Here is a 25,621-nt window from a genome sequence, read left to right as displayed (position 1 = left end):
GAAGTGCAATCTGCTATTAGGTTGCGCGGGGTGCCAGCGGCGTAAATCAACGCCACTGGCCAATGTTGACCGTTAGAACTTGTTCCTGCCATCGCTTCTCGGATCGTTGTTCACGTGATGAGATTTATAAAGATCGCCACGAGCTTTTCGACGCCAGGGTCGCGCAGGATTTTCCTGATCGATGATGATGTCCGTTACCGAAATAGCCGGTAAACCATTCATCGGGCACTGTGCCGCCCATTGACCATCTGGTGTGGCTATACCCGAAGGAGCGGCGTGGCTTTGAGGGGCAAGTGTTGAATAGCTCGCCCAATAGGCGTTGCTCGATGCATGCCCCAATATTTCTGTGGCAGATGCCAACGCATTGGAAGGGCCATCGCCCGCCGTCGAAAACAGCATGCAATCGACGTTCAGCTTTTCATATTCCATGAATATTTCTGGATAGTGCACTTCCATGCCAAGTGCGCAGCCGAAGCGGACGCCGTCGACTTCAAACGTCACCGGGACACTTCCCGGCGAGTACATGAACGAGATTTTGGTGTTCGATAGCAGACGCTCGTCGTAGCGCGTTACAAGCTTCCCGCGATCGGAGACGACATACAGGCTGTTATATGGCCGGTGCGGCGGTGTCAGTTGGTGGACGGCACCAAAAACCACCCAAAGTTTCAGCTTCTTCGCCAGTTTTCTGGTCGCCTCCAGTTCTTCGCGCAGAGTTTCCCATGCAAAGCGCGTCCAGTCGGAAGGGCCGATTTCCCTCGGACCGATCGCTGACATGATCCGTTTACCTGGCCAGCATGTTGCCCCTTCAGGAAAATGGATGAGACGAGCGCCGGCTTTATGGGCATCAATCATGAGGCGGCGCATTTCCTGTCCGCCTGTCTTCAATGCGGAAATGTCACGAGGATCGTTAAACAGCGATGTCTGCGCGACAGCCATTCGGATTGAGCTGCTTACAGGGGCATCCGGCATTTTTCGAATATGCTGAAGAGCAGCTGTATAAGATTCGCCGGTTTTGGTTGCGCGAGCTCTTACACGACGTTTCAGATTGCTATTTTGCGTCATTGTCAGGCCTTTCACATCCCGGACGCAGTTCCCCAGCAACCCGTCCGAAACGATCGGACCAAGATAGTGGCCTGAGACAGCAGTCCCTTTGCCTCCGTTGAAGACCATGCTGGGGAAGGTCGGGGAGGTTAGGCGCAGGCTACGCCGTGACAAATATCGATGGGAAAACGCCGATTCGTCAAGCGGCGGTGGTACCGGTCAGGTGAAGCTTCGCGATCACAATGCGGTGCAGCATGATTTTTTGCTGCATCTGCTCTTGTTCATCTCCCGTTCATCTGGCACCCTGTGCAGCATGATTTGCCTCGATCGCCTCCGGTGGTCGTCCGAGCATCATGTGCCGCCAGTGTGCGGCCATCATCGCTGCCAAAACCATTGGCCTTAAGCTTTTACCGTGCCTGCCGGGTTCTTCCGGCACGCCCTTAATTTGCCAGGGGACAAAATATGTCGCCACGAATGGGCTCTGCCCTTTTGCTGTTCACCGTGCTCGCAACCGCCGCCCATGCCGATGATGCCGGGTTGATCTGGAAGCCGGTGAAAAATTCCGATCGGTCCTACACGGCACGCATCGGCGCGAAGCTTCCAGTCGATACGCCGATCCGGGCGGGGCTGGAGATGGGCATGAATGCCTCTAGGACCGGGCAGGTGGTGGATACGCCGGTGCGGGTGTGGGGCAATGTCACCTTGCTTGCCGAACAGTTGCCCGGCGTTTCGCTTGCCCGGGATGTCGGCGTCCTCTTTAACGCGCTGACGGGGTCGAGCAGCGTTTCCATGAGTTCGCAGCAGAAGCGCATCGTCACGCCGGAACTGGATATCGAGGCCAACCGCAATTTCACCGTTCGTTATGACGGCACGGCGCAGCAGTGGAACGGGCTGGATGTGTCGCAATCGCTGCGCCTCTCCCGGTCGGAAACCGGCACCGCCTTTGTGCTGACGGGGGCGAGCCGCAACAGCTTCAACGAGTTCAGCAGCGGCGTGGCGGTGGAGCAGAAGATTGGCGACAATCTGACGGTGCGGGGCACGCTGGATCAGGGGTATGCGGATCATTTCCGGCCGGGGTTTAGTGCGCGGTATAGTATTCGGTGGTGAGGGTGTACGCCACCGGTCCCGTCGCGTGAATATCCTCAAAGTGATGACAAGCGCTTCCGCACGCGACTTCATCCTTGGGCTTGTCCCAGTGCTGTCCGGTTTGAATTTCCGTGCAGGCTGCATTCCCCTTGAAGTCGGTGGTGAAGGGTGAGCATTCACTCAACGTCATCCTCGGCCTTGTGCCGAGGATCTAACCACGTCGACTAAAATCAATACGTTGGCAGACCCTCGGGACAGGCCCGAGGATAACGTCGAAGTGCCTGTCAGCGCCGCTCAATCCTTCTTCATCTCACCCATGCGGTTCCACGCATCCAGACCGGCGATCTTGTAGGCCTCAGCCAGCGTCGGATAGTTGAACGTATTCTCGACGAAATATTCCACCGTGCCTTTGAGGTTCAGCACCGCCTGGCCGATATGCACCAGTTCGGTTGCGCCTTCGCCGACGATGTGGACGCCGAGCAGGCGGCGGGTTTTCAGCGAGAAGATCATCTTCAACAAGCCGCTGTCGAGACCCATGATGTGGCCGCGGGAGGTCTCGCGGAAATGGGCGATGCCGCATTCATAGGGAATGTTGCGTTCGATGACTTCTTCTTCTGTCAGGCCGCAGGTGGAGATTTCCGGCACGGCATAGATGCCGTAGGGGAAGAATTGCGGCGGTTCGCCGGCCGGTGCGCCGACGGCATGGCGGGCGGCGATGCGGCCCTGTTCCATGGAGGTGGAGGCAAGGCTCGGGAAACCGATGATATCGCCGGCGGCGTAGATGTTCGGCACCGAGGTCTGGAAGGTTTCCGGATCGACCTTCAGGCGGCCGCGGCTGTCGGCTTCCAGCCCGCAGGCGGACAGGTTGAGCGTATCGGTGGCGCCGACACGGCCGGCGGCAAACAGCACCGTCTCGGTTTTGAGGACGCGGCCATTGCCGAGCGAAACGAGGCATTTGCCGCTCTCGTCGCGCTCCACCTTTTCCGCCTTCTGGCCGAAGATCAGCTTCATGTTGCGGTCGCGCAGCTGATAGGTGAAGTCCTCGACGATTTCCTTGTCGATGAATTCCAGCATGGTCTCGCGCGGTTCCACCACCGTCACCTGCGTGTCGAGCGCGCTGAAGATCGTCGCATATTCAATGCCGATGACGCCGGCGCCGACCACGACCATGGAGCGCGGCAGTTCCTTGATTTCGAGGATCTCATCCGAATCGAGCACCGCCTGGCCATCGAAGGGGATATGCGGCGGTCGGTAGGGGCGGGTGCCGATGGTCAGCAGGATGGAGGTGCCGGTGACATTCATGATCTCGCCGTCGTTCTTCACCACTTTCATGGTGTTGGCGTCGACGAAGCTTGCCGTGCCGCGAATGTGCTGCACGCGGTTGCGGGCAAACTGGTGCTCCAGCACCTCGACCTCGTGGTCCAGCGTGATCAGCAGGCGGCGGCGCAGGTCGTCGGCGTCGATCTCCTGCTTGACGCGGTAGGAGCGGCCGTAAAAGCCGCGCTCGCGCCAACCGGTCAGGTTGAGCGCGGTTTCGCGCAGGGTTTTGGAAGGAATGGTGCCGGTGTGCACGGAAACGCCGCCGACGCGGCTGCCTTTCTCGATGACCAGAACCTTCTTTTCGAGCTTGGCGGCCTGAATGGCGGCCCGTCTTCCCGCCGGACCGCTGCCGACAACAATCAGATCGAACTGGTGCATGAAAAACCCCGGAATAGAATGCATTGCGATAACCGGATGTCACATCCGGCGTGGCGTCGTCGCGAAATGGTTGTGATGCCATTTTGACGAGGGGGAGTGATTCCCCCGTCAGCCTTACCCCGCCAAGAGTGCAATGCAACAAACGCCTGCGTCAATCTGTAGCGTAATAATCTGACGGATTCGTAACTGTGGGGAATTTTAGGGAGGTTGTTCATTTGCAATGGGCCGGGGTGGGTGTGGCTCACCCCCCTCTGTCCTGCCGGACATCTCCCCCTCAAGGGGGGAGATCGACCCGAGGGGAGGCCTCGGCCATCTCGACGGTTGAAAATGAAGTGGCGATAAAGCCTCTTGCCGATCTCCCCCCTTGAGGGGGAGATGCCCGGCAGGGCAGAGGGGGGTGAAGCTCCGAGTGCTTCGTCCACTATGCTCCCAAAAACCCAACAGCTTCATCCCGCACGGCGCTGCCGAGCGGGGATGGACGGACATGGGCGATTGCCCGGCTGCGCTTTCATTGAGGTTGGTGTTGGTCGGATGCGTTGCGCAACCGGGCCTCTCGCCAGTCTGCCGTATTTCGCAAAGGGCCGTGCACCGCCTCCCTGCGAAATGGTCCTGTCGTCACGAACGCGCCACCGTCCCCATCAGAACCGTCCCTCGGTTTCAACCACGTCTGGCATCCACCCGGCAGGACTGGATACAAGATAGCAGCGTGCGGCAGGACGGGGAAAAGCGGGGATGAATTTGCCTGACGTCAGTCGCCCTTGCGGGTGACGTGGTGGTGGAGCGCGGCGAGGTCCTGTCTGAGCGCCGCCAGTTCGGCCAGCACCTTCACGTCGATCTTTTCATGCAGCGACAGCACTTCCAGTTCCGACTTCAGGTTCACCTCGTAATCCTTGGCGGCCTCGAAACGGTCGCGGGCGGCCTGGCGGTTCTGTGACATCATGATGATCGGCGCCTGAATGGCGGCCAGCATGGAGAGCAGCAGGTTGAGGAAGATGAAGGGGTAGGGATCAAAGGCGCCTGTCGTCAGCACAATGGTGTTGATGATGGCCCAGACCACCAGGAAAAAGCAGAAACTGAGGATGAAACCCCAGGAGCCGCCGATCTTGGCGATGTTGTCGGCGAACCTGTCGCCAAGGCTGGCGCCGGCGGAAAATTCCGCATTGGTGTCGCGCGAGATCAGTTTTTTCTGGTGCGACAGTTCCAGAATGCGTCGCTCCACGTCGCCGATCTCGCGGGAGGAGCGTTTGAAATGCGAAGTGATGTAGTCGGAGATGTCTGACACGGTGTGTCTCCGGTTGCTGATGAGGTGCTTGCGCTCTGTGCGAGATAAACCCGCATGGCGGCGGAATTCAAACGATTTCCACCGCCATGCGGTTCAGCCGTTCCCGCTAAAAACCATCAGACGGCCGGCGTGCCCTGGTGTAGCCAGTTGAAGCCGGGGAAGAAGCGCTCGCGGCCATATTGCTCGCCGAACATCATGTCGAATTGCAGCAGGCGATAATCGCGCACCACGTCGGGAATGGAATTCGGGGCGATCGACCAGTCGGGCAGGGCCTTGCCGTCTGTCTTCACCAGCATATGCCGGTCGATGACGGAAAAGGCCTGCTGAACCTCGCCCAGCGTGCCGGTATAGAAGGGATCGGAGAAACCGGCGGTCTTCAGCACGTGGTAGGGCAAAAGCGCCGGGCTGATGGTGCCGATATTCTTGCGCACTCCCTTCTTGGAGGACCAGACGACGAGCGGCGTTTCATGCTCCTTTTTCATCACCTCCAGCGGTGCGCGGCGGCTGGCCACCATGCCCGGCATATAGCCGCTTTCCACATAGGTCTGGCCGAGCGGCGGCAGGTGATCGCCGAAGAGAACGATGATGGTTTCGCGGTCGCGTTTCTTGGCCCAGCGCATCAGTTTCAAAAGCGCATCGTCAGCCTCGGCCACGCCCTGCGAATAGGTAGCCAGCGCCTGCGATGCGGAAGGCGAAAGATCGCCCTCGACGCCGATGGTATCGGCAGCGTAACGGCCCGCCTCGTAGGGGCCGTGTCCCTGCAGGGTGACGGCGAAGAGGAACAGCGGGTTGCGCGCGCCGTCGGCCGCCGCCATGATTTCGTCCATCAATGCATCGTCGGAGGCGAAGTTGCCGCGCTTTTCCATGGGCGGCAAAGTTTCTTCCGAACGGAATTCCTCGAAGCCGAAATTTTTGTAGACCTCCTTGCGGTTCCAGAACCATTCCTGAAACGGGTGCATAGCGATGGCGGAATAACCTTCGCCGCGGAAGAAGCTGGCGAGCGAAGGCACCGGGCGGCGGATATATTGCTGGTACGGAATGCTGCCATAGGGAAGGAAGGCGTTGGAAAAACCGGTCAGCGCCTCGAATTCCACATTCGCCGTCATGCCGCCGAACTCAGGTGAAAAGACGTTGCCGGATTGTTTGGCGCGGATGATCGGCATCGGATCGGCCGAGAGCTTCACGTTTTCAAGGCGGGTCGGATCCCACAGCGATTCGCTCATCAGCATGATGACATCAGGGTAATCGCCCTTGTTGGCGGCGAAGGCGGCTGGCTCAGAGGTTAGATCGGCGATGCTGTTTTCACTATATCCCTGCGGTGCCGAGACATTGGCCATGGGAATGTTGAAGGCGAAGGCCATCAGGAAGCCGTTATGGCGGTAGTTTTCCTGCTGATCCCACATCATGGGTATGATGTTGAGGCGATCACGCGCCCATGAATAATGCGAATAGTCCATCAGCGAGGCAAGGCCGGCAAGAAGCGGCAGCGCCAGTGTGAGCCCCGCAGCGCGTTCACGCCAGCTCAATGACGGGGAATGGCGGCGCGCCAGCAGCCAGAGCGTCACGAGAGCCGTAATGGCTGCGCAGATGCCGAGGCCGACCAGCACTGCCGTCAGCGGTTGCGCCTTCAGCATGGTTGGCAGAAGCTCGAAAATCTGGCGGCCGAACAGCAGGTCGGAGGGATAAAGCGGATCGGAGAGATAGGTCTGTTTCTGCGCCGAAATCAGGCCCGTGAGTGCGCAGAGCGGCGCAACGGCGATGAGGGACAGGTAACGCCGGCCAAGGATCGCATCCAGCGCTACGAGCACGGTGAGCACAGCGGCAATGGTGGTCATGCCTGGACGGGCCGACGAGGTGAGGAAAGCACCGACATCATGGAGCGAACCGCGGGCGATCCACTCCAGCGCAACGACCAGCACGATGGATGCGACCGTCAGATTGGCAAGCGTATAGGCCGTGCCAGAAAGCTTCGAAAGGCTCCTTGTCCATGCAGGCGAAAAGACGAAACCAGCCTTTTCGGAAGCCGTTGTTTTTGGCGCCGAATCTCTCAAACTCATACTCCGGTATTTCAGGCAGCCGCCCAATCCGGGGAGGTGAATCGGGCGTCGCAAAATTGTCATGTAACTGTCACATAAGCGCGATGAACGCGACATGAACTTTGGCGAAACTGGCGGGGAGCGCGATAACCTTAGCGTGAGCGTTATTCCGTCAGGGAAGGGCAGGGTGCTGCCGCATGCAATTGCCGCGTTGCGGAGCGGACACGGGCGCGGTATTGAAATGGCATGAGCGACAGACACAATATCCAGAACCATCTCCGGATTGCCGTCGGGCAGTTCAATCCGATCGTTGGCGACGTGGCGGGCAATCTCGCCAGGGCGCGTGAGGCAAGGGCCGATGCGGCAACGCAGGGCGCCGATCTCCTGCTTTTGACCGAGCTGTTCATTTCAGGCTATCCGCCTGAGGATCTGGTGCTGAAGCCGGCTTTCCTGAAGGCCTGCCTGAAGGCGGTGGAAGAACTGGCAGCCGAAACCGCCGATGGCGGGCCGGGCGTCGTCATCGGCTTTCCGCGCCAGGGCGAGACGGGTCGGCACAATTCGGTGGCGCTGCTGGATGGCGGCAAGATCGTTGCGCTGCGCGACAAGATCGACCTGCCGAATTACGGCGAGTTCGACGAGAAGCGTGTTTTCGCCGAGGGTTCGATTTCCGGTCCGTATAATTTCCGCGGGGTTCGGATCGGCATTCCGATCTGCGAGGAAATCTGGAACGAGATGGGCGTGTGCGAGACGCTGGCCGAAAGCGGGGCGGAAATCCTGCTGGTGCCGAACGGTTCGCCCTATTATCGCGGCAAGCTGGATGTGCGCCATCAGGTGGCGCTGAAACAGGTGATCGAGAGCGGCCTGCCGCTGGTTTTCGCCAACCAGCTGGGTGGGCAGGACGAGCTGGTATTCGATGGCGCAAGTTTCGGCTTCAATGCCGACAAGACGCTTGCCTTCCAGATGAGCCAGTTCGAGGCCACACTTGCCGTTACCGACTGGAAACGCACGGCGGAAGGCTGGCATTGCGAAAGCGGACCATTCTCGAAAATACCAGAGGGCGAGGAGGCGGATTACCGCGCCTGCATGCTGGGCTTTCGCGACTACGTGAACAAGAACGGTTTCAAGAGCGTGGTTCTCGGCCTTTCCGGCGGCATTGATTCGGCGATCTGCGCCGCCCTTGCCGTCGATGCGCTGGGCGAGGAGCGGGTGCGCTGCATCATGCTGCCCTACCGTTATACATCGGAAGAATCGCTGAAGGACGCCGCCGATTGCGCGAGAGCGCTCGGCTGCCGTTATGATATCGTGCCGATCGTTGAGCCTGTGGAAGGTTTCCTCTCGGCACTGTCAGATCTCTTCGAAGGTACGGAAGAGGGCATTACCGAGGAAAACCTGCAGAGCCGCACGCGCGGCACCATTTTGATGGCCGTGTCCAACAAGTTCGGCTCGATGGTGGTGACAACAGGCAACAAGTCGGAAATGTCGGTGGGTTATGCCACCCTCTACGGCGACATGAATGGCGGTTTCAACCCCATCAAGGACCTCTACAAGATGCAGGTCTACGCCATTTCCGCCTGGCGCAACACCCATGTGCCGCCGGGTGCGCTTGGCCCTTCCGGCGAGGTCATTCCCGCCAATATCATCGCCAAAGCGCCATCCGCCGAATTGCGCCCCAACCAGACCGACCAGGATTCGCTGCCGCCCTATCCGGTGCTGGACGATATTCTGGAGTGCCTTGTCGAGAAGGAAATGTCGGTCGAGGAAATTCTGGCACGAGGTCATGACGCGGCAACGGTGCACCGGGTTGAGCATCTGCTCTATCTCGCCGAATACAAGCGCCGGCAATCGGCTCCGGGTGTGAAGATCACCAAGAAGAACTTTGGGCGTGACCGGCGTTATCCGATCACCAACCGGTTCCGGGATCGGTGATGGATGAAGCGGGTAGGGGCTGCGCTCTCAGGTGAGGCGGCGATCCCTTCCCTTGCGAGGCTGATTGTTTCGCCCGGCGCTGCGGCTGGTTTCTTCTCCCCGCCGGGGAGAAGGTGGCCCGAAGGGTCGGATGAGGGGACACCGTTGCCGAATATCTCGACCCTCGCCCCTCAACCCGCTGCCGCGACCTTCTCCCCGGCGGGGAGAAGAAACAAGCGGCACGCGCTCGATCCACGATGAGGTTTTGTGTCTTTTATAGGGGAACGGCGCGGAGAAACCCCGCGCCACTCTTCACTCACCTCAAATAACCTGCCCCACATCGATGCGGTTGCCATCAGGGTCTTCAAAGACAAAGGCCCGCAGGCCATAATCCTTGTCCTGCAGGGCCTTGATGATGCGCAACCCATGGTTCTTGCAAACCGCATGCAGCGCATCGACATCGCTTACCATCATATGTGCCACATTGAAGGGCGCTGCCTTATGGGTGGGCTGCAACGTCAGGTGCAGCTCGGCATTCCCCTGTTTGAGGATCATGAAGCCGACGGGATTGCCGTTTTCGAAGGTTTTTGTGAAGCCCAGCACGCCGACATAAAAATCATGGGCCTTTTCGATATTCCTGACAGGAAGCATTGCGGCGATCCGCCCGAAGCGGATGCCGTGATCGGCGATGGTATTCATCGCGGAACCTCGGATCTGGGAGAAACGGGGAGGGTTACGGGCGGTGCCGGAACGCTGGCGTTTTTTCCGATTTGAATTTGCAGGACGGTGCCTGCGGCCATAGGATCATAATCACCATGGCGGCGAAAGCAAACGGAATGTCTGCGTCCGCCAAAGGTCCGATCCAGACTATCGACAGCCCGGGAGGCAGCATGCGCAGTTCGATCGAAATCTTTAATATACGCACCCGGCAGATGCGGGTGGTGTGGCAGACGCCGGAGCTGTTCGAAGCGCCGAACTGGTCGCCGGATGGCAAATATCCGGCATTATGGAGCAGTTGCCACAAGATTCAGTTGAGGGCTGATGCTATCTCCCGAGGGTGCCTCGGGAGTGTTGCGTATGGTGGAAATCGTAGACGAATTGAAAGTGAAGTTGGTCGAAATCGACGGCAAGATGGAAGAGCTGCGGCGCAAGATCGGTGCCCTCGAAGCTCAGAAATCCGCATTCGAGACGGTGATCAGGGTTTATGATCCCAGTTTCGAAGCGGCTGTGCTCCCATCGAAGGCACGCCGCGCCTCGTCCCGAGAAACGGCGAGCGCTCGGGTCACCGAACTTTTGAAGGGCAGAAACAATCGTCACATCGTGCTCGACATCCTTCGCCTTAACGAGCGCCCGACCACGACAGCGGAGATCGCCGAGAAGTTCGCAAGCGAGGCAGCCCTCGGGAGCGAAGCAGCACGGTTGGACTCCGCACTTACGAGCAGGTTTTCAGCAACGTTAAACGGGCTGGTGAAGCAGGGACTGGTTCGCCAAGCTGGCACAGAGGACGGCCGTCGGCACCTCTGGGAGATCAGCCGCTAGTCCGGCGGCACCCCCTGCAACCACACCTGGTCGACGATGTTCTGGGCGGCGCACTGCCAATAGCCGCAGAGGTTCCGCGACGTCGGCCTGGAGGTGATCGTCCGCAGGAGGTCAGCAAACTGCCAGCGCAGGCCCATGTAGCGTGTGTCTTCCTTCCAGGAGAGCATCGCCATGTACCAGTCAAGATACTTCGTCGAGAAGCGGTGGTTGATCCCCTTGTAGGCTTTTTCAACCCGGCTGAAGAAGCTCTCGATTACGTTCGAGTTCGTGCCGTCATCCTCCTGGTACTGAAGGCTGTGGTTCACACGGTGCATCGCGACAAGGCCGACGAGATCGTCATACGCCTTGTGCTCGTCTGCGATCAGCAGGGCTCTTGGATCGACATGCTTGGCGACGGCCGCCCAGGCATCCTTGCCGTTCTCATCCATGATCACCCGCGTCAGCGTCCGGTTCGGTGCGTGTTGGTTCGCCTCCCTCAGCGCCAGCACGCACATGCGCTTGCCGTTTTGGTTCTCCTTCTTGCGCCCGTCCTTGCGCTCTTCCTTCTTGTTCGCCTTGCGGAGAACACCGCCGACATACTTGCCGTCGATCTGCACCAGTCCGTGGAGCTTGATCGCGCCCCGGCGCAATCCCACGGCCTCCCGGAGCTTTTTTAGCAGGACGTAGGCGGTCTTGTACTGGACGTTGAGCTTCCGGCTTAGATGGAGCGCGGCCATGCCCTTGGCGGCCGTGATCTCCTCCCAGATCGCCATGATGATCTTCTTGAACGACAGCTTCCGGTTCGCGAACACCGTCCCAGAGGTCACCGAGAACTCGGCACGGCATTCAGGCTCCGAGCAACGAAATCGGCGTCGGCGGACGCTGTACGGCTCCAGGCAGCCGCAGCGCGGACAATAGGGCTTGCCGCCGTTATCGGCCCAGCGGAAGTCTACGAACAGGCCGTAGGCGTCATCCTCGGTGAGCGACCAGACCTTATCGGGATCGAGATCGCGGCCATCCGGGCGCAGAAGTGGATGCTGTCCGAAGCCTTGCTTCGGGTCAGGCCAGGCGCAACGGTCGTATTTCGAACCTCCGGTCTCCTGCGGAGAAGGGGTCGTAGGAATTCGGCCTTAGGATGGGGGTTCGCTTCTGGAGCATGTTCAGATTTCCGTTCGATACGCAGGACATAGGAAGACGGCTCCGTCGAAAGGACGGAAGCAAAAGATCAGCGCTGTATTCGTATCGATCTGAACATGAACGGACCCATACCAAGGCCCCTGCCAAGAGTCGAGTCGATGGATCAGCTTGAAGGACGATCAGCGGACACTTGGATCATGTTTCCGATCCTTTCCGTGACCACTTCAAGGGCATCGGTGTTTTCGATGATCTCGCCAAGGGAATGCAAATTGCGGTGTAAGGCTTCGTATGTTTGCAGAACTCGGTCCCCAAGCCGTTCCCTGTCAGGACGGGCCGCTTCGCGAGCGACGACAGTGTCCAACGGTGCCCAGACAGTGAAAAAGTGAATTTGAGTAGCTGCGGGTAGAAGGCCGCAGAACCATTCAATTGTATCAGGCGTTTCAAAGATGTAGTCGAACAGAACCCGTCTTGCACCCATCTCCAGATAACTGGAAATCAAAGATGCACTTGCACGGTAAGTCGATCTGGGGCCGAGCCAGTCCCGCGCGTCGCTGGGACTGAAATCGCGAACCGCGTCTCCCGAAATACTGACCGTGCCTGGCAATGAACTTGCCAAATGCGTGCAGATTGTAGTTTTCCCGACCCCAGCCGGACCGTTGATCACAACCACATGCGCCATCGGTTACCCCACGAATATGTCTTCCGCCTCAAGACTGGACTATTCAGAAACATCCGGCAAGCGCCGCCCAATTCCTCCATCGCGGCTCTTGTGGCACTTGCTCCATAATGCCGCAAATATCTGCTGTTGAACAGCGAAGGGTTGCTCTATCGCCTGTCCCCATCCGGTGATGCTTCGCCGGAGAAGGTCGATACCGGTTTTGCCACGCAGTGCAATAACGACCATGGTATTTCGCCGGATGGATCGCTCTACGCCATTTCCGACAAGGTTGAGTTCGACAAGAGCGCCATCTATCTTCTGCCATCGGCGGGCGGTGCGCCAAGGCTGATGACGAAAAACCTTCCCTCCTACTGGCACGGCTGGTCGCCGGACGGGAAGAATTTCGCCTATTGCGGTATTCGCGATCAGGTCTTCGACATCTATTCCATGGATATTGAGAATGGCGTCGAAACACGCCTGACGCATGGCGAAGGCCGCAATGACGGGCCGGATTATTCGCCGGATGGTGCGTGGATCTATTTCAATTCCAGCCGCACCGGGCAGATGCAGATCTGGCGGGTGCGGGTGGATGGCTCCACTGTGGAGCGCATCACCGACAGTTCCTATGGTGACTGGTTCCCGCATCCGTCTCCTTCGGGTGACAAGGTGGTGTTCGTTTCTTACGACGCCGATGTCTTCGACCATCCGCGCGATCTCGATGTGCGGGTGCGGCTGATGGATATGGATGGCGGCAATGTCGAAACGCTGTTCGAGCTTTTCGGCGGGCAGGGCACGATGAATTCTCCCAACTGGTCACCTGACGGCGACGAGTTCGCGTATGTGCGTTATTTCCCCGTAGGCTGATGCAATCGGGAAGCCTGTTACCGTTATCCCGGCTCGCGGCCGGCATGACGCAGGGGAGGGACGCTACGGGCAGATTGCCGCACGGGCTTGCAAGACCCTTGCATTCGCAAGCATTCTTGCCCATAGCTTCCTCAGTCAGGTGCCCGCCCTTGCGGCGGGAGAATCGGGAATCCGGTGAGAAACCGGAACGTGCCCAGCGCTGTGAGGCGGATGCCCTTTTCATAAGCCACTGAAGTTATTCGGGAAGGCGAAAAGGGCGGATGAAGCCGAGTCAGAAGACCGGCCTGGCAGGATAGACCGAACCGCGCGGACGGCGGCAGGTTGCTGAAGATGTGTGTCGTGCATGCGGGAGCCGGTATGGTTTCGGCACCGGCGCGCCCGCATTGTTGGGGTTAAACGATGCCGACCGATCCGTCCGCTGGTAATTCATTGCAAGCCGATCCATTCGATCATGCGCTTTCGCCTGCCCGCCCGTTTTCCGGTGCGGAGCGCGAGGCGATTTACCGCGCCATTGAGACGCGCCGCGATGTGCGCGACCAGTTCCTGCCTGATCCGCTGCCGGACGCGCTGGTGGAGCGCCTATTGAAGGCGGCGCATTCCGCGCCCTCGGTGGGCTTCATGCAGCCGTGGAATTTCACGCTCGTCACTGATGGTGCTGTCCGTCAGGCGGCCTTTGTGGCCTTCAGCCGCGCCAATGAAGAAGCGGCGGCGATGTTTGCGGGCGAGCAACAGGCGCTTTATCGCAGTCTCAAGCTCGAAGGCATCCGCAAGGCGCCGCTGAGCATCTGCGTCACCTGCGATCCCACACGCGGTGGTAAAGTGGTGCTGGGCCGGACCCACAATCCGCGCACGGATGTCTATTCCACCGTTTGCGCCATCCAGAACCTCTGGCTTGCCGCCCGCGCCGAAGGCATCGGCGTCGGCTGGGTCAGCATCTTTCATGACAGCGACATTCGCACCATTCTTGATATCCCCGACCATATCGAAATCGTCGCCTGGCTATGCCTCGGCCGCGTCGATGCGCTTTACACGGAACCGGAACTGGCGGTGAAGGGCTGGCGGCAGCGCGTGCCGCTGGAGGAACTGGTGTTTCGCAACCGCTGGGGTGGGGTATAGACGCGGAGGCCTGTGAATAAGGCGGGACGTTGCCGCGTGTTTCTTCTCCCCGGCGGGGAGAAGGTGGCCCGAAGGGTCGGATGAGGGGGCTAGCTCTCCGGATATCTCTACGCTTGCCCCCTCATCCCGCTGCCGCGGACTTCTCCCCGGCGGGGAGAAGAAACAAGTGGCATCCGCTTGCTCTATTACGGGCAAATAACAGGTGTCATTGCTGCGGCTGGATGCCCTTCAGCGCCGGGTTTTTCAGGTCGATGCGGCCTGTCTGGTCCGGCAGGAATTTCGGGCCGATGACGCGCACTTTTGCATCGTTCGGATCGTAGTCGCGTTCGGGAACCGGTTGCTCCGGCGGCTTTGCGGCCTGTTGCTGTTCTGTGGGTTTCTGAGGCTTGTCACCCTGTGGTGATGGAATGGTGGTGATGCCGGAATAGGGCTTTTCGGGCTGCGGCCGGGCGGCCTCTTCCTGTTTTTGCATGTCTTCGTGATAGGCGGCCATGTTGCAGGCGCAGCCGGGCGCTTTCGTCGACGCGTTGCGATAGGCGAAGGCGGTGGGCAGGTCCCTGTAGGGTTTGCCGGTTTCGGCCGAGACCATGTCGGAGGTTTCCTGATCCGTCATGGAGTGGAAATAGAGTTCCGTCTGCGTGCCCGGGCACATTTTCTGGCACTGCTCGGCCTGGGCGCGGAAATCAAGCGGCGAGGCATTGGAGGCGATCGGGAAAAATGAGCCGTCGCAGGTGCGCACGCAAAGGGTGCGAAGTCCGCCCTCGGCGGCGGCATTGGGGTAAGGCGACAGGCCTGCCTGTCCCGGCTGATTATCATGCTGGCGGAACGCATCGGGGTAACGGGTCACATCGGGAGCCTGCGGCGATTGCGTGTCCGTTTCCGGCATTGCGCTGCAGCCATTGGCGTCGAGTGCGGCGAGAATGCGCTGGCGCCTGATGCCGCCATCATCGCTGCGCTGAGCCGCCATCGCATCGTCACGGTCACGAATGATGGCGTCACGTTCGGCCTCGGCATCGACCAGCGCGTCGCCGATCTCGGCGCAGAGGCCGGCATTGGGGCTGCCGTAGACAATGACGCTGCCCGACGAACAGCCATAGCTGCGCAGATCGTTCCTGATTTTGCGCACGACGATGTTCTGGCGGGCGAGCGCGTTGGCGTAACGCCGCACCTCTGCCGTGTTGCCGATGATACGGGGTGGCTCGCGCAATTGAGCATAGAGCGTATCGCAGACCTGATCCGCGACAGCGGCACCCGGGGCGACGAAAACAAGGGGAAGCAGGAGGCCGATGATGCGGCTGCGCCGGGTCAATTGTGCGATCCGTTCGATGTCCCCGGCCGGTGGCAGGGGCGTTATACTTCACGAAATCCGTGTTTCAGGAAGATAACATAAGCTGTCGCCGCAATGCGGCAACAGCTTGTTCAAAATTGCGTTAATGCGCCCTCACACCGAAGGGTGCGACGCCTGCACCACGGCAAAGGCCGCCATGTTGACGACGCCACGCGAGGTGACGCTGGGCGACAGGATGTGGGCGGGCAGCGCCGTGCCGAGCAGGATCGGGCCGACATGCAGGCCTTCCGTCAGGGTGCGGGTGACGCCGAGCGTGATATTGGCGGCATCGAGGTTCGGGAAAACCAGAAGGTTCGCCTCGCCGGTCAAAACGCTGTTCGGCATGGCGCGCTTGCGCAGCGTTTCCGACAGTGCGGACCCGCCCTGCATTTCGCCGTCCACTTCCAGTTCGGGTGCAGCCTGCTGGATGATCTTGAGCGCGCGGCGCATCTTGCGAGCGCTTTCCGAGTCACGCGAGCCGAAATTGGAGTGGCTGGCAAGCGCGATCTTCGGCGTGATGCCGAAGCGACGAATTTCCCTGGCCGCGAGAATGGCCATTTCCGCCACTTCCTCCGACGTCGGATCGTTGTTCACAAAGGTGTCGGTGAGGAACAGCGCGCCCTGCTGGGTGATGAGCAGGCTGAGGCCCGCAAAGGAGCGCACGTTCTCCTGCTTGCCGATGATCTGGTTCACGTCGCGCAGATGCCTGTCGTAACGGCCTTCCAGACCGCAGATCAGCGCATCCGCTTCGCCGCGCTTGACCGACAGCGCGCCGATGACCGTGGAGTTGGTGCGAACGATGGTGCGGGCGGCTTCCGGGTTGATGCCGGCGCGGCCGACCAGCGCGAAATAGTCATCGACGTAATCACGGTAACGCGGATCGTCTTCCGGATTGACCACGGCGAAATCCGTATTCGGGCGGATGCGCAGGCCGAAACGCTTCAGGCGCGTTTCGATGATCTGCGGACGGCCAATGAGGATCGGGATGCCGGTGCCTTCTTCCAGCAGAACCTGGGCGGCGCGCAGCACGCGTTCGTCTTCGCCTTCGGCAAAGATGATGCGCTTCTTTTCGGCGGCTTTCGCGGCGTTGAAGACCGGCTTCATGATAAAGCCGGAGCGCCAGACGAAGCGGTTCAACTGGTCGAAATAGGCTTCGAAATCGGTGATCGGCCGGGCGGCGACGCCGCTTGCGGCGGCGGCGCGGGCAACGGCGGGTGCGATGCGCAGGATGAGGCGCGGATCGAACGGCGAGGGGATGAGGTAGTTCGGCCCGAAGATCGGCGTTTCGCCGCTATAGGCCCTTGCGGCCACTTCGGAAACTTCCTCACGGGCAAGCTCGGCGATGGCCTGTACGGCGGCCATCTTCATTTCTTCGTTGATGGTCGTCGCGCCGCAATCCAGCGCGCCGCGGAAGATATAGGGGAAACACAGCACGTTGTTGACCTGGTTCGGGAAATCCGAACGGCCGGTGCAGATCATCGCATCCGGGCGGGCGGCACGGGCGGCCTCCGGCATGATTTCCGGATTGGGGTTGGCAAGCGCCAGGATCAGCGGGTTTTCCGCCATGCGCTCCAGGAGTTCCGGCTTCAGCACGCCAGCCGCCGAAAGGCCGAGGAAGACATCCGCACCGTCGATCGAGTCGGCCAGTACGCGCTTGTCGGTTTTCTGGGCGTAAACTTCCTTCCACTCGTCCATCAGCGTGTTACGGCCGTCATAGACGAGACCCTCGATATCGTGGACCCAGATGTTTTCCTTGTTGGCGCCCATGGCGACCAGCAGGTTGAGGCAGGCAAGGGCAGCAGCCCCTGCGCCGGAAGCGACGATCTTGACGCTCGACAGAGACTTTCCAGCCAGTTCCAGCGCATTGGTGACGGCGGCGGCGACGATGATCGCGGTGCCGTGCTGGTCGTCGTGGAAAACGGGAATGTTCATCTTCTCGCGCAGCTGGCGCTCCACCTCGAAACATTCCGGCGCCTTGATATCCTCAAGGTTGATGCCGCCGAAGGTGGGTTCAAGTGCCGCGATGGTCGAGACCATGTCATTGATGCCGGGCGCGTCGATCTCGATGTCGAAGACGTCGATGCCGGCGAATTTCTTGAAAAGGACGGCCTTGCCTTCCATGACGGGTTTGGAAGCGAGCGGGCCGATATTGCCAAGCCCCAGCACCGCCGTGCCGTTGGAGATGACGGCGACGAGATTGGCGCGGGCGGTGTATTCAGCTGCCATCTCAGGATTTTCATGGATGGCGAGGCAGGGGGCGGCAACACCCGGCGAATAGGCGAGCGCCAGATCGCGCTGGTTGCCGAGCGGCTTGGTTGCCTGGATCTCCAGCTTGCCGGGGCGCGGATAGCGGTGGAAAAAGAGCGCCTGTTCCTCGATGTCGGCCTTTGCCGTGTTGGCGGGCGTGTTGTTCTTATCGTGAGAGGTCATGTCTTCCACCGTCATATTTAATTTCGTCTGGTGGCCCTGAATACAACAAACTTCCCCGCGGTACAGCCGTTATTTGCCCCGCACTTATGCAAATGCGCGCATGGTCTATTCGCGTTTTCGTGAAGCCATCCGTCATATTCCATACAAAAACCGGCCTCTGTCATGTTGCTGCAACACGAGTCTGGTTCTGAGAGGGAAGAAAGCCGCAGGGACGCAACCGAACAGGGGGATGAAATCCGTGGCCGGTCAAATTGAAACCAGACAGTTCAGAACGCTTTTCATTTCGGACGTTCATCTTGGCTCCAAGGCGGCCAAGACGGATTATCTGCTCGACTTCCTTAGACATCACGAAGCCGAGACGATCATCATGGTCGGCGACATCGTCGACGGCTGGCGGCTGCGCCGCAGCTGGTACTGGCCGCAGGGCTGCAACGACGTGGTGCAGAAGCTTCTGCGCAAGGCCCGCAAGGGAACCCGCATCGTCTATATTCCCGGCAATCACGATGAATTCCTGCGGGAATTCCCGGGCATGCATTTTGGCGGCATCGAAGTGGCCGAGCGCATGATCCACGAGGCGGCCGACGGCAAGAAATATCTGGTCATCCATGGCGACGAGTTCGACGTGGTGGTGCGCAATGCCCGCCTGCTCGCCTATCTCGGCGACTGGGCCTATGACGCGGCGATCGCACTCAACATCGCCATCGCCGCCGTGCGCCGCCGCATCGGCCTGCCTTACTGGTCGTTCTCGGCCTGGGCCAAGCAGCAGGTCAAACACGCCGTCAACTTCATTGGCGAGTTCCAGCGCGTGGTGGCTGAAGAGGCACGGCGCAACAATGTCGACGGCGTCATCTGTGGGCACATTCATCATGCTGTCATGGAAGACATGGACGGAATCCGCTACATCAATACCGGCGACTGGGTGGAAAGCTGCACGGCGATCGCCGAAAATGCCGATGGTACTTTCGAGTTGATCACCTGGATGCAGACAAGCGATGTCACTGCTGAACATGCATCGGATGAAATGGAACCGGTGAATATTCCGGGGCTGATCGGCAAGCACGCGGCCTGATTGGGCGTTTGGCTTCAGTGCAAACTATCGGCGGACATTGAGATCAGTGCGATCTCATGTGGGTAGGGTGCGTGCTGCTTGTTTCTTCTCCCCGCCGGGGAGAAGGTCGCGGCAGCGGGATGAGGGGGCTTGCTCTCCAAAATCCGGCAGGTTACCCCTCATCCGACCCTTCGGGCCACCTTCTCCCCAGCGGGGAGAAGAAACAAGGGGTGACGTTTCGGCTCACTGCCTTCGATATTCAGCGGCTTACCCCCACAATTCCGACCGCGCCGGATAAACCAGTGAACTCTCATAAACCAGCCCCGGATCACGATCCTGCGCCAACAGCAGCGGCCCATCGAGATCGGCAAAGGCCGTGCCCTGGGCGGCCAGCACGGCGGGGGCCATGCCGAGCGAGGTGCCGAGCATGCAGCCGATCATGATGGTGAAGCCGAGCCGTTCGGCCTCCGCCTTCATGACGAGCGCTTCGGTGAGGCCGCCGGTCTTGTCGAGCTTGATGTTGATCGCGTCGTAACGGTCGCGCAGGCCGGCGAGGTCTTTGGTGGAATGCACGCTTTCATCGGCGCAGATCAGCATCGGGTGGTCGATACGGGACAGGATGGCGTCCTTGCCGGCGGGCAGAGGCTGCTCGATCAGCGATATCTTCAGTTCCGCTGCAAGCCGCAGATAATATTCGATGTTTTCATCATTCCAGCCCTCATTGGCGTCGATGATGATGCGCGCTTCGGGCGCTGCGGCGCGCACGGCGCGCAGGCGGGCTTCGTCGTCAGCGGTGCCGGTCTTGATCTTTAGCAGCGGACGGCCTGCATTCTCCGCGGTCTTCGCGGCCATTGTTTCCGGGTCGGCAAGCGAAATCGTATAAGCGGTGACGAGCGGCTTTGCCGCCCGTCCAAGAACCTGTTCGGCGGCGCTTTTGCCGCTGATCTTGGCCTCAAGGTCCCAGAGCGCGCAATCGACCGCATTGCGGGCCGCACCCGGTTTCATCACCTGCTGCAATTCCTGTCGTGTCAGGCCGGCGGCGATCTGCTCCGCCATCGCCTCGATATCGGCAACGACACCCTCGATGCTTTCGCCGTAACGCGGGTAGGGCACACATTCGCCTCTGCCGGCGAAGGAACCATCGCGGATGATGCACGTTACGACATCCGCATGCGTGCGGGTGCCGCGTGAGATCGTGAAGCTGCCGGCGACGGGGAAGCGTTCTGTTGTGGCTTGCAGGTAACGGGGCATGTTTTTTCACTTCCGATTGGGCGGCAAAAGACACATGACGCCAAATTTATCACGAATTGTCGGCTGCCACTGTGGCTTGCCGGAGACCGAAACGTTATGAAACCTTTAAGAATCTCGTGACGGCTGCACTCGCTCGGAGCATTATGCAAGAACAGGACACACGGCAACAGGCGAACCCGGCCGCAATCTCCGAAGACGGTTCCGTCTCCGGCGGCGGCTTGCGTTATGTCATGAGCGGTTCCTGGCGCAACAGCAATCTCTCTGGAATTTTTGAAAGCCTCGACAGGATCGAAAAGAGCAAATCCGGCGGCTCCGTCGAGATCGATCTTTCCGCTGTCGAAGCCATCGACACGACGGGTGCGTGGATCATCCAGCGCCTGCGCAAGGATCTCGAGGCGAACGGCGCGACTGTGACGCTCACCGGCAACGACCGGATCGAGGACGTCATCGGTCAATTGCCCGATAAGGCGGAGATGCAGGGCGAGCCCGTCGCCAAGACAGGATGGGTGGAGCGCATCTTCGCGCCGATCGGTCAGGCCGTGGTTCAGAACGGCGCGGATTTCCTGGCGGGCATGTATATTCTCGGTTCCGCCGTGCGCGGCGCGCAGATGAAGCTCGGGCGCGGCCGCGGCGTATCGCCGGCGGCGATCGTTAACCAGATCGACCATATGGGCGTACGCGCCGTGCCGATCATCATGCTGATGTCGTTCCTGATTGGCGCGATCATCGCCCAGCAGGGCGCGTTCCAGCTGCGTTATTTCGGCGCTGAGGTCTTCGTCGTCGATCTGGTCGGCATTCTGCAATTGCGTGAAATCGGCGTTCTGCTGACCGCGATCATGATCGCCGGCCGTTCCGGCAGCGCGATCACGGCGGAAATCGGCTCGATGAAGATGCGCGAGGAGATCGACGCGCTGAAAGTGATCGGCCTCAACCCCGTTGGCGTGCTGGTGTTTCCGCGTCTCGTGGCGCTGACCATCGCGCTGCCGCTTCTGACCATCCTTGCCAATTTTGCCGCCCTTTTCGGCGCGGCCATCGTCACGCTGCTTTATTCCGGCATCACTTTCGAGGTGTTCCTTTCGCGCCTGCATGGCGCGGTGGAGGAATCGACCATTGCCGCCGGCATGATCAAGGCGCCGTTCATGGCGCTGATCATCGGCATCGTTGCGGCGGTGGAGGGCATGAAGGTGGGCGGTTCGGCGGAATCGCTCGGCAAGCACGTTACCTCGTCGGTGGTGAAGTCCATCTTCGTCGTCATTCTGGTGGATGGTGTTTTCGCCATCTTCTACGCAGCCATCGATTTTTAGGGAGGGCGCGTTGGAAACTCTGGACCAGAAACCACAAGACATCAAAACCGCAAAAGACGGCCGCGAAGCGGTGCTTTCCGTCGAGGGCGTGACTGTCGGTTTCAACGGCCGGAACGTGCTCGAAAACCTCAACCTCGATGTTTATCGCGGCGAAATTCTGGGCTTCATCGGCCCGTCAGGTGCGGGTAAATCCGTGTTGATGCGGGCGATTTTGCGGCTGCTGCCACGGCAGGAGGGCGCGATCCGCATTCTCGGCACCGATTACGACAAGGCAAGCGAGGACGAGCGGATGATGCTCGACCAGCGGCTTGGCGTGCTGTTCCAGCAAGGCGCATTGTTTTCCGGCCTGACGGTGAAGGAAAACATCCAGCTGCCGATGCGGGAATATCTGGACCTGCCGAAAAAGCTGATGGATGAGCTTGCCTATCTGAAGATCGAGATGGTGGGCCTGAAGCCTGATGCGGGCGACAAATACCCGTCGGAGCTGTCAGGCGGCATGATCAAGCGCGCAGCCCTTGCCCGGGCGCTGTCGCTCGATCCCGACCTCGTTTTCCTCGACGAACCGACCTCCGGCCTCGATCCCATCGGGGCGGCGGAATTTGATATGCTGATCGCGCGCCTGCGTGATTCGCTCGGCCTGACCGTTTATATGGTGACGCACGACCTCGACAGCCTGTTCTCCGTCTGTGACCGCATTGCGGTTCTGGGCGACAAGCGGGTTCTGGTGGAAGGGACATTGCAGGACATGTTTGCCTGCGACGACCCGTGGGTGCAGTCCTATTTCCGCGGCAAACGGGCGCGCTCTGTCGTTCTTCCGGACGGCAAACACGAAAATCCGGTGGAGTAACAGAAGCATGGAAACCAAGGCGAACTACACCATAGTCGGAATTTTTACGCTGATCGTGATCGCCGCCGCATTCGGCTTCGTTTACTGGATGGCGGAATTCGGCCGTGGCGGCCCGACGGCGCAGCTTGTCGTGCGTATTCCCGGCTCCGCCAACGGTCTTTCGGTCGGCTCGCCAGTGCGTTTCAACGGCATTCCTGTCGGTACGGTGCGCGGGCTTGCCATCGACCGCGACGATCCGGCCTATTCCATCGCCTTTACCGAGGTGCAGGCGGATGCGCCGGTGTTTCCTTCCACCCGCGCCGTGCTTGAAATCCAGGGCCTGACGGGGGCTGCCTATATCGAGCTTTCCGGTGGCAACAAGGCTGACGAACGCATTCTGCAGAAAGCCGTCGAAAGCGGCGTTCCTGCCGAATTGACGGCCGATCTTTCCAGCGTCACCAACCTGCTCGCCACCGCCGATAAGATTCTGAAACGCGCCGATGGCGCTATCGGCGAATTGCAGGGTTTCGTGCAGGATGCCCGTGGTCCGCTGACGCAGACGGTGCGCAACGCCGAGAAGTTCTCCGATGCGCTGGCGGCCAATTCCGACGGCATCAAGAATTTCATTTCGAGCCTCAGCTCGCTTTCCACCACCGTGCAGTCTGTCTCGGTGCGCCTCGACGGCACGCTGACCGCTGTCGAAGATCTGGTGAAGGCGGTGGATGCCGGCAAGATCGATTCCATCCTGTCGAATGTCGACAAGGTGACGAAGGATGTGGCGTCGGCTTCCAGCGATATTCAGGGCATCATGGAGACGGTGCAGAGCACGGCGCGTAATTTCGAGGCGGCGAGCACGGAAGTGCAGACCGTGGTGAAGCGCGCGGATGAGCTCTTGGCGTCCGTTGATCCGGCCAAGGTCAGCACCGTGGTCGGCGATGTTTCGGCGGCGACCGCCGATGCGCGTGATGCGGTGGCGAATTTCAAGCGGATTGCCGATGATGTCGGTGCCCGCCGCGCCGATATCGACCAGGCGGTTTCCGACTTCACCGACATGGGGCGAAAGCTGAACCTTGCCTCCAGCCGCGTCGATGGCATTCTCGCCAAGGTGGACGGCATGCTGGGCACCGATGACGCCAATTCGCTGTTTGCCAAGGCGCGCGAGACACTTACTTCGTTCAAGGCCGTGGCCGACAATCTCAATGCCCGCATCGGGCCGATTGCCGACAATCTGACCCGCTTCTCCAGCTCCGGCCTCAAGGATTTCCAGGCGCTGATTGGCAGCACGCGGGTGACCGTCGACAATCTCAACAATGCCATCACCAATATCGACCGCGATCCGCAGCGGTTGATTTTCGGCGGCGAAACCGTGAAACAATATGACGGCAGAACAAGGCGCTAAGAGGGGTATGGGCCAATGACACGATCGATGACCGGCCATAAACGCCGCGCCCTTATTCTGGCTCCGCTGCTTGCCGCACTGCTGGCCGGCTGTGCCGGCGCGCCAAAGAACGACACGTTCGATCTTTCCGTGTCTTCGGCGACGGTAACGCAGGGGCCTTCGCTGAAAGGCCGGCAATTGCTGATTGCCGACCCGACCGCGCTCAAGGCGCTTGACAGCGAAAATATCGTGGTGCGTCTCTCCGGTTCGGAAGTGCAATATCTCGGCAATTCGCAATGGAGCGACCGCCTGCCGCGCATGGTGCAATCCAAGCTTGTGGAAGCTTTCGAAGACACCGGCAAGCTCGGCGGCGTCGGCCGGCCGGGGCAGGGGCTGGCGATCGACTATCAGGTCGTGACCGATATCCGCGCCTTCGAGGTGGATACGGCGAGAAACATTGCCAATATCGAAATGTCGGTGAAGCTTTTGAATGACCGTAATGGCACGGTGAAGGCGCAGGAAGTGTTCCGTGCCAGCGCCCGTGTCAGTGGTTCCGGCAACGCCAATTTCGTGAAGGCGCTGGATCAGGCGTTTGCCTCAGCCACGCGGGAGATCGTGGCCTGGACGCTGAAGTCGCTTTAAGCCTTCGCGGCGGTCATCAGCGCTATAAGAAATTGCCTTATGTTCCGGGCAGGGCTGGTTGATGACCGGTCTTGTGCGCAATGTTTCTGATCCGCGAGTTTCTGATGCGATTTCTGGTGGTTTTTTGGCTTCTTCTGCTTTCCGTTCTTTCCGGGACGGGCGTTGCCACGGCCGCTGGCCTGCGGTTGATCGAGGTTCCATCTGCTGGGAGCAAAGCGTCGATCAGGGCTGCTGTCTGGTCGCCCTGTGCGGCAACGCCGGTGGAAACACGTATCGGTCCCTTCGTACTGCCTGCGGTGCGCGATTGCCCGATCGTTGAAGGGCAATATCCGCTTATCGTCATTTCCCATGGTTTCGCAGGTACCTATTTCAGCCACCGCGATACGGCGGCGGCGCTGGCGGATGCCGGTTTCATCGTCGCGGCGCTCAATCATCCCGGCGATAATGCGCTCGATATGAAGCGGGCAGGCGAGCTTTCCGCGCTGACTGACCGGCCGGCGGATATTGTCCGCCTGCTTGATCATATGCTGACAAACTGGAAAGAGGCCGGCTTTATCGATGCCGGGCGGATCGGTGTCTTCGGATTTTCGCGCGGTGGTTATACGGCGCTGGTGCTTGCCGGCGGTGTACCGGATTTTTTAAACAGCAGATTGCCATGCCCGGACGAGCAGGCGGCGATATGCGCGCAGATGCGGGACAAAAGCGCTGTTGCGAAAGACCGGGTTCACGATAAGCGGGTGAGGGCCGTGGCTGTTGCGGACCCGCTCAATGCCTTTCCCGGCGCCGAAAATCTGAAAAATATCGGTATTCCCGTCCAGCTGTGGAGCTCGGAAGAGGGCGGTGATGGCATTGTGCCGCAGGATATAGCGAGATTGCGCGACGAACTGCCGGGCAAACCGGACTATCGGACGGTGAAGGATGCGGGGCATTTTTCGTTCATCGCGCCTTGTCCCGCCGAAATGGCAAAAGCCCTGCCGCAGATTTGCAACGATGCGCCCGGTTTTGACCGGGCAGAGTTTCATCGCAGTTTCAACGCCGATGTCGTTAGCTTTTTCAAGGCATCGCTGCGCTGAA

Annotated in this window: 20 protein-coding genes, 2 pseudogenes and 1 riboswitch; of the genes and pseudogenes, 11 read left to right on the top strand and 11 right to left on the bottom strand. The window is 60.0% G+C overall.

The features are described from left to right. Positions 1-72: 72 nt before the first annotated feature. On the bottom strand, positions 73-1,062 hold the full coding sequence (locus DXT96_RS06070) for a carbon-nitrogen hydrolase family protein (RefSeq protein ID WP_153513831.1): 990 nt from the start codon (positions 1,060-1,062) through the stop codon (positions 73-75). Positions 1,063-1,503: 441 nt separating this feature from the next. Between DXT96_RS06070 and DXT96_RS06065 the strand changes: the two genes are divergently transcribed. After that, positions 1,504-2,148, top strand: coding sequence for a hypothetical protein (locus DXT96_RS06065; RefSeq protein WP_153513830.1), 645 nt, complete (start codon positions 1,504-1,506; stop codon positions 2,146-2,148). A gap of 273 nt (positions 2,149-2,421) precedes the next feature. Here DXT96_RS06065 and sthA read toward each other — a convergent pair whose 3' ends face one another. From sthA to DXT96_RS06050, 3 genes are all read right to left on the bottom strand, one after another. Next, entirely contained in the window at positions 2,422-3,825 is a 1,404-nt protein-coding gene (gene sthA, locus DXT96_RS06060) for a Si-specific NAD(P)(+) transhydrogenase (protein WP_149897500.1), read from the bottom strand. Positions 3,826-4,573: 748 nt separating this feature from the next. Then, on the bottom strand, positions 4,574-5,107 hold the full coding sequence (locus DXT96_RS06055; protein WP_174372506.1) for a DUF1003 domain-containing protein: 534 nt from the start codon (positions 5,105-5,107) through the stop codon (positions 4,574-4,576). A 116-nt stretch (positions 5,108-5,223) separates the two neighbouring features. Next, positions 5,224-7,164, bottom strand: coding sequence for an LTA synthase family protein (locus DXT96_RS06050; protein WP_194287560.1), 1,941 nt, complete (start codon positions 7,162-7,164; stop codon positions 5,224-5,226). Positions 7,165-7,389: 225 nt separating this feature from the next. On the opposite strand from DXT96_RS06050, the gene DXT96_RS06045 reads away from it, so the two are divergent. Beyond that, on the top strand, positions 7,390-9,069 hold the full coding sequence (locus DXT96_RS06045) for an NAD+ synthase (RefSeq protein ID WP_153513829.1): 1,680 nt from the start codon (positions 7,390-7,392) through the stop codon (positions 9,067-9,069). Positions 9,070-9,369: 300 nt separating this feature from the next. Here DXT96_RS06045 and DXT96_RS06040 read toward each other — a convergent pair whose 3' ends face one another. Then, positions 9,370-9,747 (bottom strand): VOC family protein, encoded by a 378-nt coding sequence (locus DXT96_RS06040; RefSeq protein WP_149897503.1) that lies wholly within the window; start codon positions 9,745-9,747, stop codon positions 9,370-9,372. Between the two features lie 378 nt (positions 9,748-10,125). Between DXT96_RS06040 and DXT96_RS26900 the strand changes: the two genes are divergently transcribed. Then, positions 10,126-10,587 carry a hypothetical protein gene (locus DXT96_RS26900; protein WP_194287559.1) on the top strand — a complete coding sequence of 154 codons (462 nt, stop codon included), beginning with the start codon at positions 10,126-10,128 and terminating at the stop codon, positions 10,585-10,587. Here DXT96_RS26900 and DXT96_RS06030 read toward each other — a convergent pair. The 3 genes and pseudogenes from DXT96_RS06030 to DXT96_RS06020 form a co-directional block, all read right to left on the bottom strand. Next, complete coding sequence (locus DXT96_RS06030; RefSeq protein WP_153513827.1) at positions 10,584-11,393, bottom strand: IS1595 family transposase; 810 nt, start codon at positions 11,391-11,393, stop codon at positions 10,584-10,586. The genes DXT96_RS26900 and DXT96_RS06030 overlap by 4 nt on opposite strands. 69 nt (positions 11,394-11,462) lie before the next feature. Continuing rightward, positions 11,463-11,525, bottom strand: a pseudogene (locus tag DXT96_RS27365) (hypothetical protein); the annotation flags it as partial. Positions 11,526-11,866: 341 nt separating this feature from the next. Further along, a complete protein-coding gene (locus tag DXT96_RS06020; RefSeq protein ID WP_153513826.1) occupies positions 11,867-12,382 on the bottom strand; it encodes an AAA family ATPase in 516 nt (171 codons plus the stop codon). Positions 12,383-12,496: 114 nt separating this feature from the next. Here DXT96_RS06020 and DXT96_RS06015 point away from each other — a divergent pair. Beyond that, positions 12,497-13,225: pseudogene (locus DXT96_RS06015) on the top strand (hypothetical protein); the annotation flags it as partial. 120 nt (positions 13,226-13,345) lie between these two features. After that, positions 13,346-13,528, top strand: a riboswitch (cobalamin riboswitch). A 96-nt stretch (positions 13,529-13,624) separates the two neighbouring features. Further along, positions 13,625-14,341, top strand: a complete 717-nt coding sequence (bluB, locus tag DXT96_RS06010) for a 5,6-dimethylbenzimidazole synthase (protein WP_194287558.1) — start codon at positions 13,625-13,627, stop codon at positions 14,339-14,341. A 205-nt stretch (positions 14,342-14,546) separates the two neighbouring features. Here the strand turns inward: bluB and DXT96_RS06005 are convergent, their stop codons facing one another. After that, entirely contained in the window at positions 14,547-15,650 is a 1,104-nt protein-coding gene (locus DXT96_RS06005) for a DUF2865 domain-containing protein (protein ID WP_194287557.1), read from the bottom strand. 132 nt (positions 15,651-15,782) lie between these two features. Beyond that, positions 15,783-18,098: an NADP-dependent malic enzyme gene (locus DXT96_RS06000; protein WP_153513825.1), complete on the bottom strand. Its 2,316-nt coding sequence runs from the start codon at positions 18,096-18,098 to the stop codon at positions 15,783-15,785. Between the two features lie 229 nt (positions 18,099-18,327). Here DXT96_RS06000 and DXT96_RS05995 point away from each other — a divergent pair, with 229 nt between their 5' ends. Beyond that, complete coding sequence (locus tag DXT96_RS05995; RefSeq protein WP_153513824.1) at positions 18,328-19,167, top strand: UDP-2,3-diacylglucosamine diphosphatase; 840 nt, start codon at positions 18,328-18,330, stop codon at positions 19,165-19,167. A gap of 246 nt (positions 19,168-19,413) precedes the next feature. Here the strand turns inward: DXT96_RS05995 and dgcA are convergent, their stop codons facing one another. Then, the gene (gene dgcA / locus DXT96_RS05990; RefSeq protein WP_153513823.1) at positions 19,414-20,397 is read right to left on the bottom strand and encodes an N-acetyl-D-Glu racemase DgcA; all 984 of its coding nucleotides are present in this window, start codon (positions 20,395-20,397) and stop codon (positions 19,414-19,416) included. A gap of 143 nt (positions 20,398-20,540) precedes the next feature. Between dgcA and DXT96_RS05985 the strand changes: the two genes are divergently transcribed. From DXT96_RS05985 to DXT96_RS05965, 5 genes are all read left to right on the top strand, one after another. Beyond that, positions 20,541-21,701 (top strand): ABC transporter permease, encoded by a 1,161-nt coding sequence (locus DXT96_RS05985; RefSeq protein WP_153513822.1) that lies wholly within the window; start codon positions 20,541-20,543, stop codon positions 21,699-21,701. A 10-nt stretch (positions 21,702-21,711) separates the two neighbouring features. Further along, complete coding sequence (locus DXT96_RS05980) at positions 21,712-22,548, top strand: ABC transporter ATP-binding protein (protein WP_149897509.1); 837 nt, start codon at positions 21,712-21,714, stop codon at positions 22,546-22,548. 7 nt (positions 22,549-22,555) lie between these two features. After that, positions 22,556-23,926, top strand: coding sequence for an MlaD family protein (locus DXT96_RS05975; RefSeq protein ID WP_149897510.1), 1,371 nt, complete (start codon positions 22,556-22,558; stop codon positions 23,924-23,926). 15 nt (positions 23,927-23,941) lie between these two features. After that, complete coding sequence (locus DXT96_RS05970) at positions 23,942-24,547, top strand: ABC-type transport auxiliary lipoprotein family protein (protein ID WP_149897511.1); 606 nt, start codon at positions 23,942-23,944, stop codon at positions 24,545-24,547. Between the two features lie 104 nt (positions 24,548-24,651). After that, the gene (locus tag DXT96_RS05965; protein ID WP_153513821.1) at positions 24,652-25,620 is read left to right on the top strand and encodes a dienelactone hydrolase family protein; all 969 of its coding nucleotides are present in this window, start codon (positions 24,652-24,654) and stop codon (positions 25,618-25,620) included. Position 25,621: the final 1 nt, after the last annotated feature.

It is taken from the genome of Agrobacterium sp. ICMP 6402 (assembly GCF_009498615.1).
Taxonomy (GTDB): domain Bacteria; phylum Pseudomonadota; class Alphaproteobacteria; order Rhizobiales; family Rhizobiaceae; genus Agrobacterium; species Agrobacterium burrii.
This window is presented reverse-complemented; position numbering and strand designations above follow the sequence as displayed.